The sequence below is a fragment of the Diaphorobacter nitroreducens genome (assembly GCF_002214645.1).
Classification (GTDB): Bacteria; Pseudomonadota; Gammaproteobacteria; order Burkholderiales; family Burkholderiaceae_C; genus Diaphorobacter; species Diaphorobacter nitroreducens.
In genome coordinates this window covers 3,213,212-3,228,819 of the sequence record NZ_CP016278.1, presented here as the reverse complement: position 1 = coordinate 3,228,819, position 15,608 = coordinate 3,213,212, and the positions used below count along the sequence as shown (strand labels likewise).

Here is a 15,608-nt window from a genome sequence, read left to right as displayed (position 1 = left end):
TGGGGGCGGCGGCGCTTCGTGCGTGGCGGCTACGATTACGCACCGGTGCCGGTGGCCCGTGCCTATCGCACGGGGTGCGCGGGGCCGGTTTCCTGCCGTCCCGCATGCCGTCCGCCCCCATCGCCGTCATCGATTTCGAAACCACCGGCATGATGCCTGCCCAGGGTGCACGCGCCACCGAGGTGGCCATCGTGCTCATGGAAGGCGGCCGCGTGGTGGACCGCTACCAGAGCCTGATGCGCACGGGCGTGCGGATCCCTCCCTTCATCACGCAGCTCACCGGCATCACGAATGCCATGGTGGAGGCCGCCCCCGATGCCGCCGCAGTGATGCGCGAGGCCGCGCGCTTCGTGGGCGACGCGCCCATGGTGGCCCACAACGCCGCATTCGACCGCAAGTTCTGGCAGGCCGAATTGCAGTACGCCGGGCTCGCCGCGCCCCATCCGTTCGCCTGCACCGTGCTGCTGTCGCGCCGCGTATACCCCGATGCGCCCAGCCACAGCCTGGGCCGCCTCACGGACCACCTCGGCCTGCCGCGCGCCGGGCGCGCCCACCGCGCGCTGGCCGATGCGGAAATGGCCGCCGCGCTGCTGGCCTGTATGCAGCGTGACCTGTGCCAACGCTTCGGCCTGGCCTGGCCGGACCACGCGCTGCTGATGCAGTTGCAGCGCTGCGCACGCCCTGCCATCGGCAAGCTGCTGCAGCGCCACCGCCAGGCCGCGCCAGCCGAACAGCCGCCAACGGCGTTGCAAATGGGGTAGCTGCCCCCGCCCTTGTTGCGGGCGCTACAGGGCATTTTTTCATCCTTCTCCCATTCATACCGCGCGTCGGATTGCGCGCACATCCAGGCGTGACCGGGGCCGACGCCGCGCACCCCGAGCGCACCCTACAGTGCGTTGCATGCCCGTCCTGGCGCGTGCGTGACGCACCGCGCCGCGGCGTCCTACCTACATCCCACGGAGGTTCTCCCATGTCCATGCCCGACGATTCCCCCCACGCCACGCTGTGGAACCGCATCAAGGACATCCGCTTTGCCATGCTCGCCCACCGCGCGGCCGACGGCCGGCTGCATGCCCACCCGCTGACCACGCTGAACAAGGACATCGATGCGCAGTCCCAGCTGTTCTTCTTCATCCCGCGCGGCAGCGAGTTGCACAGCCGCCTGCAGGCCGACAGCCAGGTGCATTTGAGCTACGCCGACCCGGGCGAAGACTGCTACGTGTCGCTGTCGGGCACGGCCGGTTTCATCGAGGACCCCGCGCGCAAGGAAGCACTGTGGACGCCGCTGGCCAAGGCCTGGTTCCCCGACGGTCCCACAGACCCCAATCTGGTGCTGCTGGCCGTCCGCATCGAGCATGCGGAATACTGGGACGTGAAGGACAGCAAGCTCTCCCAGCTCTACCAACTGGCCACCGCCGCGTTGACCGGCGAGCAGCCCAAGCCGCTGGGCGAGCACCGCGAGCTGTCGCTAGATTGACGGGCGCGCCCAGCCCGCGCGGAGGCAGTTTGCGCGAGGAGCGTCTGCCTTGCCAGCGCGCGTTGCTGGAGCGGAGAGCGGGCGCCGCAAGCCGCGGCGTGCCCCGACACAGGTAGCCCTTAACCCTTAGCTCGTCGCCCGCAAAGAGGCCAACCACAGACCACGTGGCGGCAGCTCCAAGGACCGCCTCCCTCCGCAAGAAGCGAGATTTCAAGAAGCGGACTTTGACAACATTCCCCCCACGGGCGGCGTGCAGCACGGAAGCGCTGCCGCATTCGCGGCGCGCTCGCGTTCGTTAAAACACCGCCCGCACCGCAGGCCGCAGCGCCACCGCCAGGTCGCGCGCCAGCCGGCCCATATCGCGCACGCCCACGGCGCCCAGGCTGATGCGCACACCCGGCCCGCTGTGCAGCCGCAGCGGCGCGCCCGCCTGCACCGCCCAGCCCGCGGCCGCGAGGGACTGCACCGCCGCGGCTTCGTCGGACACCGGCATCCAGGCGTGCAGGCCCTCGCCTTCCAGCCAGGGCGCCGCCACCCCGTGGCCGCGCAGCGCGTCCGCCAGCGCCGCGCGGCGGGCCGCGTACTGGGCCGCGGCATGGCGCCATGAGCCCCGCGCACGCCCCTGCGCCGCCTGCCGCCACAACTGCGCCACCAGCCCTTGCAACCAGTGGCTGACCCAGCGCGGCCCCAGTGCCTGGTGTGCGCACATGCCCTGCACCAGCGCCGGCGTGCCCGCGGCCAGGGCCACGCGGCAGTCTGCGCCCAACGCCTTGCTCACGCTCAGCACATGCAGCCACAGCGGCGGCAGGGCCCCGGCCATCGCCAGGGGCGCGTGGCTCAGCAGGCCCCAGTGGTCATCCAGGATCAGCAGCGTGTGCGGATGGGCCCGCAATTGGCGGCGCAGCGCCTTCCACCGGGCCGCATCCAGGGCCACGCCCGTGGGGTTGTGCGCGCGCGGCGTGGCCACCACGGCGCAGCACTGCGCCAACACGCCCGCTGCCGGCACGCACAGCCCTTGCGCGTCCACGGCCAGGGGTACGGGCTGCAGGCGCAGGCTGTGCAGCAGCGCCAGCAGCGGTGGCCAGCCCGGGTCTTCCACCGCCACGCGGTCGCCGGGGCGCGCATGCTGACGCAGGGCGCGCTCGATCGCATCCAGCGTGCCCGAGAAGACCCCCACGGCATCACCAGGCAGGCCCTGGCTCTCCAGCCAGGGGCGTGCTTGCGACAGCAGCGCTTCCGCAACCGCTTGCGGCGCATGCGGCACCGCTGCCGGCTGCCCCAGCGCAGCGGCCCAGGCCGCGCCGCGGGGGCGCGGCAGCAGCGCAGGATCGGGCTGGCCGCTGGCCAGGTCGCGCAGGCCCTCGGGCGGAGCGAACGACGGGGCAGGGCGGGGCGGCTCGCCCGCTACGCGGGTGCCGCGGCGCCCCGCAGTGACCACGCGGCCCGCGCTGCGCAACCGCGCATAAGCGGCGGCGACGGTGTTGGGATTCACCCCCAGTTCTGCGGCCAGATGGCGCACCGAGGGCAGGGCAGCGCCGCTTGGCAGAGCGCCGCGGCGCATGGCATATTCAAGGCTTGCCGCAATGTCTTTGGCATTGCTTCCTTCTACAGACAACGATGGCATGCACACATTGTATTGTTTGTACTAGTACAATTTTTTGTACTGCGCGGCTCAGTCGCTGCAATCGCGCCCCACACCCTTCGCGCGTGCACCACGGCGAGGCGCCGCGAGAAAAGTGCAAAAAATGACCCCAAAAAACGTTGCAAAAGTAGGAGAAAGCGCGTTTGGGCGCGGGGTGTTGGCTGCGCCATCGCGCCGCGGCTGCTACGCTTGACCCCCATGCGCGCCTTTGCCCTTCCCGTCCTGACGCTCGCGGCCAGCCTGCTGGTGGTGGGCTGCGGCACCACGCCGCCCACCTCTGCCTCGCGCAACGCCGCCTATTCCCGCCTGTCGCCCGAACAGTCGAGCGACATCGCCATCCATGCCCTGGGACTGGTGGGCACGCCCTACCGCTACGGCGGCAATACGCCCGACAGCGGCTTTGACTGCAGCGGCCTCATCGGCTACGTGTACACCAGCCGCGCGGGCGTGGCCCCGCCTCGCACGGTGGCCCAGTTGAGCGGCTTCGGCCAGTCCATCGACGCGGACGAGCTGCGCACGGGCGACCTGGTGGTGTTCGGCCGCGGCCGGCCCACGCATGCCGGCATTTACGTGGGGGAGGGGCGCTTCGTACATGCGCCGTCCAGCGGCGGCACGGTGCGCCTGGACCACCTGAAGTCGCGCTACTGGTCGCGACAGTTCGCGAGCTTCCGGCGCCCCTGAAGTTCCACGGCGCCGCTTGCGGCGGCCACATGCGGTGTTACCTTCCTTCACCACCGCCACCCGCCGCCGGGGCAAGCCGCCGAACTCCCCGGACAGGCTCTTACGCGGGTAGCGCGACAATCGGGGCACCATGACCCTGACCGAACGCCTCGCATCCCCGCTCACCACCCACGACACCACGCGCATCGACGACCTGCGCATCAAAGCCGTGCGCCCGCTCATCACGCCCGCGCTGCTGCAGGAATGGCAGCCCGCGCCCGAGGCGGCGCAGACGCTGGTGGAAAGCAGCCGCGTGGCCATCTCGCGCGTGCTGCACGGGCAGGACGACCGCCTCATCGTCGTGGTGGGGCCGTGCTCTATCCATGACCATGACCAGGCCATGGAGTACGCGCGCCTGTTGAAGGAGCAGGCGGATGCGCTGGCGCAGGACCTGCTCATCGTGATGCGCGTGTACTTCGAGAAGCCGCGCACCACCGTGGGATGGAAGGGCTACATCAACGACCCGCACCTGGACGGCAGTTTCGCCATCAACGAAGGCCTGGAGCGCGCCCGCGCATTGCTGCTGGACGTGCTGGCGCTGGGCCTGCCCGTGGGCACGGAATTCCTGGACCTGCTGTCGCCGCAGTTCATCAGCGACCTGGTGAGCTGGGGCGCCATCGGCGCGCGCACCACCGAAAGCCAGAGCCACCGGCAACTGGCCAGCGGCCTGTCCTGCCCCGTGGGCTTCAAGAACGGCACGGATGGCGGCGTGAAGGTGGCGGCCGACGCCATCCAGGCCGCGCAGGCACCGCATGCCTTCATGGGTATGACCAAGATGGGGCAGGCGGCGATCTTCGAGACGCGCGGCAACCACGACTGCCATGTGATCCTGCGCGGCGGCAAGGCCCCGAACTACGGCGCGGCCGACGTGCAGGCCGCCTGCGCGCTGCTGGAGAAGGCCGGCCAGCGCCCGCAGGTGATGATCGACCTGTCGCATGCCAACAGCAGCAAGCAGCACCGCCGCCAGATCGACGTGGCACAGGACGTGGCCCAGCAGATCGCCGCCGGCGATGCGCGGATCACCGGCGTGATGATCGAGAGCCACCTGCAGGAGGGCCGCCAGGACATCGTGGACGGCCAGCCGCTCACACCCGGCGTGTCGGTCACCGATGCCTGCATCAGCTTCGCACAGACCGTGCCGGTACTGCAGCAGCTGGCTGCGGCCGTGCGCGAACGCCGCACGCGCGGCTGACACGCTCCGGCGCCGTCGCGGCAGAAAAGAAGGAGGGCGCCCATGTACCATCAGTCACATCCGCCCGCCTTTTGGGCCAGAAGCGTCCGCCATGTTCTTCCAATACCCCGCCGCGCCACCGCCGAGCCCCTTGGCCGGCGCCAGCCTGGGCCGCTCCTGACGCGCGCCATGGCCCGGGTCGCCTCTCGCTCCTTCCCGCTGCGCCATCCCGGCCGCGCGTGGGCATGACACGCAGCGCGCCATGCCTATCAGCGATTCCACCGGAACTCCGTCAGCCCACCCGGCCGAGGCAGGAGGCCTGGCCACAGCGGTGCAGGCGCACGACGAGGCGGCGGCGCATGCGCTCCTGCTGCAGCTCCAGCAGCTGATCACGGACCTGCAGCTGCCCCTGGAGCACGTCCTGGCGCAGGCCGCCCAGGCCGCCTGCGCGATCACGGGCGCGGTCGGGGCAATGATCGCGTTGCGCGAAAACGATGCGCTGGCCGTGCGCGCCAGCGTGGGCGCGCCGCCATTGCCAGAGATCGGCACCCGCGTGCCGCTGGACGCCTGCGCATCCTGGCAGGGCATGGAGCAAGCCGCACGCGCGGGCCTACAGGCAGCCACGGACGCCCCCGCGCAGGATGTGGGAAGTGCGCAGCCCCCCCACCGGCGGGTCAGCATGCCGCTGGGCAGCGGCGCGCTGCTCGCGGGCCTGCTCCAGGTGAGGGTGCCCCAGGGCGCAGCGCTGGAGGCGCAGCATCTGCTGCACCTGCGCATCCTGGCCGAATCGCTGGGAGCGATGCTGCAGTTGCGGCGCGTGGACGCGCAGCTGCGTGCGTCCGAGCAGCAGTACCGCACGCTCTTTGCCGAACATCCGCAGCCCATGTGGGTCTGCGACCGCGACAGCCTGCGTCTGCTGGCGGTGAACCACGCCATGGTCCGCCACTACGGCCATGCGGAGCAGGAGCTGCTGGGCATGGAGTTGCGCGCGCTCTGGTCCGCGGAGAACCAGGACGCGGCCACCTGCGCACTCGACATGCTGCGCCGCGAGGCCCATGCACCCGGGTCTCCCGCGTCCGCACCACGGCTGTGGCGCCACGCACGCAAGGACGGCGCCGCCCTGGACGTGGAAGTCGTCGTGGGCGACACGGACTTCGGCGGGCGCCCGGCGTGGCAGATGCTGGCCAGCGACGTGACCGAGCGCTGCCGTATCGAGGACGAGCTGGCGCGCGTCAACCGGGCCAAGCGCATGCGCGGCGCTTGCAGCGAGACACTGGTGCGTGCCACCAGCGAGTCCGATCTGTTGCACGCCGTGTGCAGCGTGGCCGTGGAGATCGGCGGCTACCGCATGGGCTGGGTGGGCATGGCGCGCGACGATGCGCACAGGCGCATCGAGCCCGTGGCGCATGCGGGCGTCGCCCAAGCCCATGACTACACCGAACACCTGCACCTGAGCTGGTCGGTGCAGGAGCCGGGCGGCAACGGCCCGGCAGGCGTGTGCGTGCGCAGCGGCCGCACGGTGATCGTGCACGACGTGCACCACAGCCCGGCTTTCAGTCACCTGGCGGACCGCATGGCCCAGCTGGGCTTTCACGCCGTGGTGTGCCTGCCGCTGCGCAACGCCGAGCGCACCTTCGGCCTGCTGTACCTGTATGCGCCCGAGGTGCTGCACCTGGGGGTGCAGGAGACGCAGTTGCTGGAGGCCATGGCCGCCGACCTCGCGTTCGGCATCGAGAACCTGCGTGCCCGCGCGGAGCAGCAGCGCCTGCAGGCCACGTTGGTCAAGGTGGCCACCGCCGTCTCGGCCGGCGTGGGCGCGGCGTTCTTCGACCATCTGGCGCAGCACATGGCCGAGGCGCTGGGCGCCCAGGTGGCCTGCGTGGGCCGCTTCCTGCCGGCCGCCCCCGGGCAGGCGCGGCGGGCGGTGGCGCTGTCGCACGTGGTCGATGGCGTGACCCAGCCCAATGCCGAATACGTACTGGAAGGCACGCCGAGCGAGCGGCTGCTGACCCAGCGCTCGCTGGTCATCCGCGACCGTGCGCGCGAGCGGTTCCCGCGCGCGCCGGTGCTCGCGCGCACGGGCGCGCGCAGCTACGTGGGCCAGCAGCTCACGGCCAGCGACGGCACGCCCATCGGCATGATCTTCGTGGTGTTCCGCCAGGCGCTGGAGCGCAGCCGCTTCGTCAGCAACACGCTGCAGATCTTCGCCGCGCGCGCGGCCGCGGAACTGCAGCGCCAGACGGACGACCAGCGCATCCGCCAGCAGGCATCGCTGCTGGACAAGGCGCGCGACGCCATCATCGTGCGCGACCTGGAGCACCGCATCACGTTCTGGAACGAGGGCGCAGAGCGCATGTACGGCTGGTCGCGCGAGGAGGTCCTCGGCCGCTCCATCGCCACGCTGCTGTACCAGAACCCGGAGGACTTCCTGCGCGCCACCCAGCACGTGATGCAGCATGGCGTGTGGAGCGGCGAGATCCTGCAGTGCGACCGCGCGGGCCGCACCCTGGAAGCCGAGGGCCGCTGGACGCTGGTGCGCAACGACCGTGGCGAGCCCGAGTCGGTCCTCGCGATCAACGCCGACATCGGCACGCGCAAGCACCAGGAGCGCGAGATCCAGCGCCTGGCCTTCTTCGACCCGCTCACCCACCTGCCCAACCGCGTGCAGCTGCTGGACCGCGTGGACCAGGCCCTGGCCAAGGCGCAGCGCCTGGAGCAGGGCGGGGCGCTGCTGTTCATCGACCTGGACAACTTCAAGACCCTCAACGACACGCTGGGCCATGACCAGGGGGACGAGCTGCTGCAGATCGTGGCGCAGCGGCTGAACACCTGCGTGCGCAGCGCAGACACGGTGGCGCGCCTGGGTGGCGACGAATTCGTGGTGCTGGTGGAGCAGCTCAGCGCGCACAGCGACACGCTGGCGGAGCAGGCGGGCGCCGTGGGCGAGAAGATCCTCGCCGTGCTCAGCGCCCCTTATGCGCTCACCGGGTACCAGTACCGCAGCACGCCCAGCATCGGCATTGCGCTGTTCAACCACGCGCCCACCACGGTGGGCGAACTGCTCAAGCAGGCCGACCTGGCGATGTACCAGGCCAAGACCGCGGGACGCAACACGCTGCGCTTTTTCAACCCGAGCATGCAGCATGCCGTGGCCGAGCGTGCCTCGCTCGAGGCGGACCTGCGCAACGCGCTGGCGCAGAAAGAGTTTCTGCTGCACTACCAGCCGCAGATCAATGCGCGGGGCGCGATCGTGGGCGTGGAGGCGTTGCTGCGCTGGGCGCACCCGCGGCGCGGCATGGTGTCGCCCGGGCAGTTCATTCCGCTGGCCGAGGAGACCGGCCTGGTGCTGCCGCTGGGGCACTGGGTGCTGCACACGGCGTGCTCGGTGCTGGCCGATTGGCAGCAGGTGCCGGCGCTGGCGCCGCTGACCATGGCAGTGAACGTGAGCTCGCGCCAGTTCCGCGATGCGGGTTTCGTGGACGACGTGGCGGGCGTGCTGGCCGCCACCGGCGCACCGGCCTCCCAGCTCAAGCTGGAACTGACCGAGAGCCTGCTGGTGGAAGACTTGGCCGCCACCATTGCCACCATGGCGGCGCTGCGCGCGCTGGGCGTGGGCTTTTCGCTGGACGACTTCGGCACCGGCTACTCGTCGCTGGCCTACCTCAAGCGCATGCCGCTCGGGCAGCTCAAGATCGACCAGAGCTTCGTGCGCGACCTGCTCACGGACCCCAACGACGCGGCCATCGTGCGCACCATCATCGGCCTGGCCGCCAGCCTGGGCCTGGAGGTGATCGCCGAGGGCGTGGAGACCAGCGCGCAGCGCGACTGGCTGGCGCACGCCGGCTGCGCGGTGTACCAGGGTTACTTCTTCAGCCGGCCGCTGCCGCTGGACCTGCTGGAGCAACTGCTGCACGACCACATCGCCGCAGCCCGCACGCCGCCTTTTTAAGCCAAATTGGCTTCTAGCGCTTGTCCAGCAAGCGCTGTCAGCTATTTAATCGATAGCTTACGCTTCCTCGCTGCGCACGAACGGCTCCAGCCCCTTGACCATGCGCGCGAACTGCGGGCCGATCTCCTGCTCCAGCAGCGCGCGCGGAAACTTGCTGGCCGAGCCGCCTGCGTTGAAGCTGATCACGCGGCCGTCGGGCTGGCGGATGGCGGCGCCCACGCCCGCGATGTCCGTCTGCCAGTCGCGCACCACCACCGTGAAGCCACGCGCCCGCCAGTGGGCACACCCGGTCTCGATGGCCTGGCGCAACTGCGGCCAGCGCTCGCCCTCGGCCTGGCGGATCTCGGCCAGCAGCCGCTCGCGCTCGCGCGGCTCCATCACGGCCAGCAAGGCGTGGCCCATGGCCGTCTCCGCCACCGGAAGGCGCGCCCCCAGGTCCAGCCCCAGCGACAGCGGCGTGCCCGAGCGGCAGTTCTCCACGTACAGCACCGACAGCCCGTTGCGGATGCCCAGCGACACCGAGATGTCGTAGCGGTCCGCGAAGTCCTGCATGTAGGGCCGTGCAATGCGCCGCAGCCGCAGGTTGGACACCATGGTGATGCCCAGTGCCGCCAGGCTGTCACCCAGCGCGTACTTGCCGCTGTCGCGCGAATGGCGCAGGTAGCCCAGCACGCACAGCGTATAGGCCAGGCGCACCACCGTTGGCTTGGGCAGGCCGGTGCGCGCGGCGATCTCGGCATTGGTGAGCCATTTTTCGTCCACCTGGAAGCACGCCAGCACGTCCAGCCCCCGGGCCAGCGCGGTCACGAAGCGCCGGCTGTCCGCGCCTTCGTCGAAGTCGATGTTCCGTGTGCGCGCCATTCCCACTCTCCAGGTAAATTTCTCTTAGCGGAATTATTTCATCGCAACTTTTCTGCACCGACTCATGGATTTCCCTAGCGAGAAGGGTTTTTCATCAGGGGGATACTGAAATCACGCCACTTCTCCCGTGCCTCCATGAATTTCGCACAGAGAAACCACGCTACCTGAAGGCCTCCACAGCACACGGCCTGCACAGCGGGTTGATCGCAGCGCCGGAGGCCATTGACCCAAGGACTCCCTCCATGACCCATGCTTTGCTCAACCGCCGCACCCTGTCCCTGCTGCTGGCCGCCGGCTGCGTGGCCGGCCCCGCGCTGGCGCAACCCGAGCGCTTTCCCAGCCGCCCGATCAAGGTGCTGATCGGCTTCACCGCCGGCGGCTCGACCGATGTGCCGTTCCGCGTGCTGGCGGAGAACGCCTCCAAGATCCTGGGCCAGCCCGTGATCATCGAGAACAAGCCCGGCGCCGGCGGCGTGCTGCCCGCGCAGATGATGCAGAGCACCCCGGCCGACGGCTATACGCTCGCACAGGTGCCGCTGCCGGTGTTCCGCCTGCCCTACACGCAGAAGATCAACTGGAACCCGGCCACCGACCTGCAATACGTAATCGGCCTGGCGGGCTACGCCTTCGGCCTGGTGGTGCCCGCGGACTCGCCCATCAAGTCCATGCAGGACTACATCGCCTACGCCAAGAACAACCCCGGCAAGCTGAACTACGGCACGCCCGGTGCGCTGACCACGTTGCACCTGACGATGGAGAACATCGCCCTGCAGGCCGGCGTGACGCTGAACCACATCCCCTACAAGGGCAACTCCGAGTCGCTGCAGGCCGTGCTGGGCGGGCATGTGATGTCGATTGCCGACACGCCCGGCTGGGCGCCGTACGTGGAGCAGGGCAAGCTGCGCGTGCTGTCGGTCTGGGGGGACAAGCGCTCGGCCCGCTTCCCCAACGTGCCCACGCTCAAGGAAGTGGGCATCAACCTGGTGCAGACCTCGCCGTTCGGCCTGGTGGTGCCCAAGGGCACAGACCCGAAGATCGCCCAGGTGCTGCACGACGCCTTCAAGAAGGCCATGGAGATGCCCAACTACAAGGAGTCCCTGGCGAAGTTCGACATGGACACCTACTACATGGACAGCGCCACCTACAAGCAGTACGCGCTGGACACCATGAAGACCGAGAAGGTCATCATCGAGAAGCTTGGCTTGGCCAAATAACCCGGCTTGCAGGAAAAATGGCTGCTGGCGCTTGATGGGCAAGCGCTGGCAGCTATCAATAATGAAGCACACCGGCCGACGGCCTGACCCACGCGGCCATCGCTCCGGTTATTCATGAATGTGTCTATTACTTCATAGTGGTAGTAGTAGAGCCCGCGCCATTTTGTGGACAAGCCGCTTTTTCTGAATGGCGGCGCGTACTTGCGCTACTGCAAAGTCTGTGTCCCGGCACCGGGTCAAGTCCGGCCTGAAATGGGTACAACTGCGCCGGTGGGACGGGTGCTGTGGACAAGGCGCAGATGACCAGCGCCGCATCCCCAGGCTTGTCCACAGGCCGCTCAGAAGTGCAACGCGTAGCGCAGTTGCAGGAAGTTCTCCCCGGGGTTGGGGCTCTTGATGCCGGCGTTGGACACGTGCTGCACGCTCAGCATCAGCTCATGCTGGCGCTGTGCGCCGAAATTGCGCCCCAGGCCCAGGTGCGAGGCAAAGTTGAAGCGGGTGCTGAACTCATGGTCCTGCACGCGGTAGCGGTGGCTGGCCACGGTGGCACCGATGCCGGCCTCCCAGAACCAGGGGGAACGGCCCTCGTCGGGGCGCAGACGCAGCGTGGGCGCCACGCCCACCACCACGGCGCTGTTGTGCCCGCCGATGCCGTCAAAGGACCAGCGGCTCAGTGAAACATCCCAATGGCCGCGCAGCTCGCCGCCCCACAGCGGGCGGCGCCAGGTGCCCCAGGGCAGGGTGGCACCGATGGTGATGGCATCCGTCTGGCGCCGCGCCCATTCGCCCTGCACGTAGACCGAAGGGGCGTAGGCCCGGTCCTCTGACGGCTGCGCCAGGGCTGGTGTGGCCGTGAGGCACGCAGCGGCAGCTGCGAGAAAAGGCGCCGGGGAGAGAAGGGCGGTGCGCCGGAAAAAGGCGCTGCGGCGGGCGATGGTAGGCATGGTTGCGAGGTGTTGTTGTTACCTGAATATGTAACCACTGTAGCCCCCCACTGCCCAGCCACCCTGTAGGCCAGAGCCGCAGCCCGCGGCCGGGCGCAGCGGATGCGCACCCGGCCCTGGGCCGGCTTACTGCGGCGTCAGCGGCGCGCCGGGAGCTGCGCCTGTGCCCGGGCCAGGGCCTTGGTGGCGCATGCCGCGACCGTCACCGCGGAAGTCGCCCCGCGCACCGTCCTTGCCCCAGCGCTTGCCCATGGGGTGGTCGCCGCCCCAGTGGCGGTACATGCGCTTGCCTTCGGCGTCGAAGGTCTTTTGCTGCGCCGGCGTCAGCGTGCCATAGAAGGCCTTGACGGCGTCGCCGCGGCGGTCCATCTCGACCGCACGCTGGGAGCGCAGCGCGCGCATGCGGTCGATGCGCTCGGGCGTGGTGAGCTGGTCCATGCCCTGCCAATCCAGCCGCGCCTTGCGTGCGTCGGCGTCGGGTTTCATGGACTGCAGGAAGCTGTTCCATGCGGGCTCCTGCTCGGGCGTGAGCTGCAGCTTGCGCTTGAACGCCTCGGCGCGCTGGACCATGTACTGCTCGCGCTGCTCGGGCGTCAGGGCGCGCTGGCGCGGACGCTGCTGCGCCTGGGATGCGCCTTGCTCGGTGGCAGCTGGGCCGGGGCCGGGTTGCGCCAGGGTGGGCACAGCCATGCCGGCGAGCACAGCGGCCGCCACGGCGGTGGCGGCCAGGCGCTGGGTGATCTTGAAACGGGCCATGGTGTTTCCTTTCTTGCTTCACACAGGAAGTGATGGGCGCCTGGTGGTCCACCCGAATGGGGGACACTGCACCCTGCGCTTGCAAAGCAGTGTGCGCCGCGTGTGTAACGCGCCCGTGAGCGAATTCTGCGCCTGTGTAAAGTTCTGCTATTCACCCGGCATGCCCCACCATGCCGGCTACAGTCGTTTTATGCCAAAAGTGCCTCCAGCGCTTATCCAATAAGCGCTGGTAGCTATCAAATCAGGACCATTCACCGCCCCGCCCGTCGTGCAGCCCTGGCGCGGGGCCGGCATTTCAAAAGGAATCTCCCCGTGTTCAAGAACATGATCGTGTACCGCATTGCCCCCGAATGGCAGGTGGAGCTGACCCAGCTGGAGGAAGCGCTGGCCAAGGCGCCCTTCCAGGAGTGCGGCGCCACGCAGGAAAAGTCCAGCGGCTGGGTGCCCCCGCGCGGCGAGGCCCATGGGCTGCTGGCCGAGAGCGTGGGCGGCCACTGGATGCTGCGCTTCCAATGGGAAGCCAAGATGCTCCCGGCCACCGTGCTGGCGCGCAAGGTGAAGGAAAAGGCCGCGCAGATCGAGCAGCAGACCGGCCGCAAGCCCGGCAAGAAGGAAACCAAGGAACTCAAGGAAGAGGCCAAGCTGGACCTGCTGCCCATGGCCTTCACCAAGCAGGGCGGCACCTGGGTGTGGATCGACCCACAGGCGCACTTGCTGGTGCTGGATACCGGCGCCCAGGGCCGTGCCGACGAGGTGGTGAGCCTGCTGGTGGAGCACCTGCCCGGCCTGTCGCTGGCGCTGCTGGACACGCAGACCAGCCCTCAGGCGGCGATGGCGCTGTGGCTCAAGGAGCAGGAGCCGCCGGCGGGCTTTTCCATCGACCGCGAGTGCGAGCTGAAGGCGCCCGACGAGACCAAGGCCGTGGTTCGCTACGCCCGCCACCCGCTGGACATCGAGGAAGTGCAGGGCCACATCGAGGCGGGCAAGCTGCCCACCAAGCTCGCCATGAGCTGGGACGACCGCGTGAGCTTCGTGCTGACCGAGGGGCTGCAGCTCAAGAAGGTGGCATTCCTGGACACGGTGTTCGAGGGCCAGGCGCAGGACGATGGCGGCTTCGATGCCGACGTGGCGATCGCCACGGGCGAGCTGTCGCAGCTGATTCCCGACCTGATCGCGGCGCTGGGCGGCGAGGGGCGTACGAGCCTGGGGGGCGCTACTGCCACTCCCGCACCAACCGCCGGGGCCTTGCATGCCGCGGCTAGCGGCCCCGACGACGACGCGCCGTTCTGACGAAAAATAAGCCCACGCGCCGTTGCCGGTGCATGGGCTTGGGGCCTGGCTTGAAGGCCGCTGCCGGATCAGGCCCGGTGGCGGGCCAGCACGACGGGTTCCACCGCCCGTTCGGGCTCGGGCAGGAACTCGGCCTCACCATCCAGCACGCGGTGCAGGCGGTCGGCATCCAGCGCGTTTTCCCAGCGCGACACCACCACCGTGGCCACGGCGTTGCCGATGAAGTTGGTGAGCGAGCGGCACTCGCTCATGAAGCGGTCTACGCCCAGGATCAGCGCCATGCCGGCCACCGGCACCTCGGGCACCACGGCCAGGGTGGCGGCCAGGGTGATGAAACCCGCGCCGGTCACGCCGGCCGCGCCCTTGGACGACAGCATCGCCACCAGCAGCAGCGCGATCTGGTGGCCCAGCGTGAGGTGCGTGTCGGTGGCCTGCGCGATGAAGAGCGCGGCCAGCGTCATGTAGATGTTGGTGCCGTCCAGGTTGAACGAGTAGCCCGTGGGCACCACCAGGCCCACCACGGACTTGCTGCAGCCGGCCTTTTCCATCTTTTCCATCAGCGAGGGCAGGGCGGACTCGGACGAGGAGGTGCCCAGCACCAGCAGCAGCTCGGCCTTCAGGTAGCGGATCAGCTTGAGCACCGAGAAGCCGCAGGCCCGTGCCACCGCGCCCAGCACCACCAGCACGAACACGGCCGAGGTGATGTAGAAGGTGAGCACCAGCTCGGCCAGGTTCACCAGCGAGCCCAGGCCAAACTTGCCGATGGTGAACGCCATGGCGCCGAAGGCGCCGATGGGCGCGGCCTTCATGACGATGTTCACCAGCTTGAACACGGGTTTGGTCAGGCCGTCCAGAAAGTCCAGGATGGGCTTGCCGGCGTCGCCCACCATGGCCAGCGACACGCCGAACAGCACGGCCACCAGCAGCACCTGCAGGATGTTGTCGCCCACGAAGGGGCTGATCAGCGTCTTGGGAATGATGTCCAGCGCGAAGCCGGTGAGAGTCATCTCGTGCGACTTGCTCACGTAGCCCTTGACGGCGGTCTGGTCCAGCTCGGCCACGTTGATGTGCATGCCGGTGCCGGGCTGCATCACGTTGGCCACCACCAGGCCCACCACCAGCGCCAGCGTGGAGAAGGTCAGGAAGTACGCCATGGCCTTGCCGAACACGCGGCCCACGGCGCTCAGGTGGCTCATGCTGGCGATGCCGGTGACGATGGTCAGGAAGATCACCGGCGCGATGATCATCTTGATGAGCTTGATGAAGGCATCGCCGAACGGCTTCATCGCCGCGCCGTACTCTGGCTGGAAGTGGCCCAGCAGTACGCCGATGATGATGGCGAACACCACCTGGAAATACAGTTGGCGATAGAACGGAAGCCGCACCGACGGGGCGGGGGCGGCAGAGGAAATGGCATGCATGCGGCGTGTCTCCGGAGGTCGAAAAAAAGACGCGCCAGGGCCGTGCAATGCCGCGCATCTTTGGAAGTCCGCGGTTGTACCCCTGCATCGCCGCCGCGCCGATAACCTATTGGTATTAGTCGCCCCGCCCGCCCCGCCCGCGGACACCAAACCCAGGGACACT

12 protein-coding genes are annotated in these 15,608 nt (G+C 69.0%); 7 read left to right on the top strand and 5 right to left on the bottom strand.

Annotation, left to right across the window (positions count from 1 at the left end; genetic code table 11):
* The first annotated feature begins 104 nt into the window (after positions 1 to 104).
* Both BA022_RS15150 and BA022_RS15145 read left to right on the top strand, forming a co-directional pair.
* Entirely contained in the window at positions 105 to 761 is a 657-nt protein-coding gene (locus tag BA022_RS15150; RefSeq protein ID WP_088888002.1) for a 3'-5' exonuclease, read from the top strand.
* Between the two features lie 209 nt (positions 762 to 970).
* Positions 971 to 1,477, top strand: coding sequence for a pyridoxamine 5'-phosphate oxidase family protein (locus BA022_RS15145; RefSeq protein ID WP_011807235.1), 507 nt, complete (start codon positions 971 to 973; stop codon positions 1,475 to 1,477).
* 295 nt (positions 1,478 to 1,772) lie between these two features.
* Here BA022_RS15145 and BA022_RS15140 read toward each other — a convergent pair whose 3' ends face one another.
* Complete coding sequence (locus BA022_RS15140) at positions 1,773 to 3,101, bottom strand: aminotransferase class I/II-fold pyridoxal phosphate-dependent enzyme (RefSeq protein WP_088888001.1); 1,329 nt, start codon at positions 3,099 to 3,101, stop codon at positions 1,773 to 1,775.
* Positions 3,102 to 3,317: 216 nt separating this feature from the next.
* Here BA022_RS15140 and BA022_RS15135 point away from each other — a divergent pair, with 216 nt between their 5' ends.
* The 3 genes from BA022_RS15135 to BA022_RS15125 all read left to right on the top strand — a co-directional run bounded on the left by BA022_RS15135 (position 3,318) and on the right by BA022_RS15125 (position 8,959).
* The gene (locus BA022_RS15135) at positions 3,318 to 3,800 is read left to right on the top strand and encodes a C40 family peptidase (RefSeq protein ID WP_088888000.1); all 483 of its coding nucleotides are present in this window, start codon (positions 3,318 to 3,320) and stop codon (positions 3,798 to 3,800) included.
* 130 nt (positions 3,801 to 3,930) lie between these two features.
* Positions 3,931 to 5,031 (top strand): 3-deoxy-7-phosphoheptulonate synthase, encoded by a 1,101-nt coding sequence (locus BA022_RS15130; RefSeq protein WP_088887999.1) that lies wholly within the window; start codon positions 3,931 to 3,933, stop codon positions 5,029 to 5,031.
* Between the two features lie 241 nt (positions 5,032 to 5,272).
* Positions 5,273 to 8,959, top strand: coding sequence for a bifunctional diguanylate cyclase/phosphodiesterase (locus BA022_RS15125; RefSeq protein ID WP_187305974.1), 3,687 nt, complete (start codon positions 5,273 to 5,275; stop codon positions 8,957 to 8,959).
* Between the two features lie 57 nt (positions 8,960 to 9,016).
* Here the strand turns inward: BA022_RS15125 and BA022_RS15120 are convergent, their stop codons facing one another.
* Positions 9,017 to 9,820: an IclR family transcriptional regulator gene (locus BA022_RS15120; protein WP_012655140.1), complete on the bottom strand. Its 804-nt coding sequence runs from the start codon at positions 9,818 to 9,820 to the stop codon at positions 9,017 to 9,019.
* 242 nt (positions 9,821 to 10,062) lie between these two features.
* Between BA022_RS15120 and BA022_RS15115 the strand changes: the two genes are divergently transcribed.
* Positions 10,063 to 11,034, top strand: a complete 972-nt coding sequence (locus BA022_RS15115) for a tripartite tricarboxylate transporter substrate-binding protein (RefSeq protein ID WP_088887998.1) — start codon at positions 10,063 to 10,065, stop codon at positions 11,032 to 11,034.
* 338 nt (positions 11,035 to 11,372) lie between these two features.
* Here the strand turns inward: BA022_RS15115 and BA022_RS15110 are convergent, their stop codons facing one another.
* On the bottom strand, positions 11,373 to 11,978 hold the full coding sequence (locus BA022_RS15110) for an acyloxyacyl hydrolase (RefSeq protein ID WP_088887997.1): 606 nt from the start codon (positions 11,976 to 11,978) through the stop codon (positions 11,373 to 11,375).
* A 126-nt stretch (positions 11,979 to 12,104) separates the two neighbouring features.
* Entirely contained in the window at positions 12,105 to 12,734 is a 630-nt protein-coding gene (locus tag BA022_RS15105) for a Spy/CpxP family protein refolding chaperone (protein WP_088887996.1), read from the bottom strand.
* 312 nt (positions 12,735 to 13,046) lie between these two features.
* Between BA022_RS15105 and BA022_RS15100 the strand changes: the two genes are divergently transcribed.
* Positions 13,047 to 14,024, top strand: a complete 978-nt coding sequence (locus tag BA022_RS15100; RefSeq protein WP_088887995.1) for a recombination-associated protein RdgC — start codon at positions 13,047 to 13,049, stop codon at positions 14,022 to 14,024.
* A gap of 68 nt (positions 14,025 to 14,092) precedes the next feature.
* On the opposite strand, the gene BA022_RS15095 is transcribed toward BA022_RS15100, so the two are convergent.
* Entirely contained in the window at positions 14,093 to 15,445 is a 1,353-nt protein-coding gene (locus tag BA022_RS15095) for a dicarboxylate/amino acid:cation symporter (protein WP_012655145.1), read from the bottom strand.
* Positions 15,446 to 15,608: the final 163 nt, after the last annotated feature.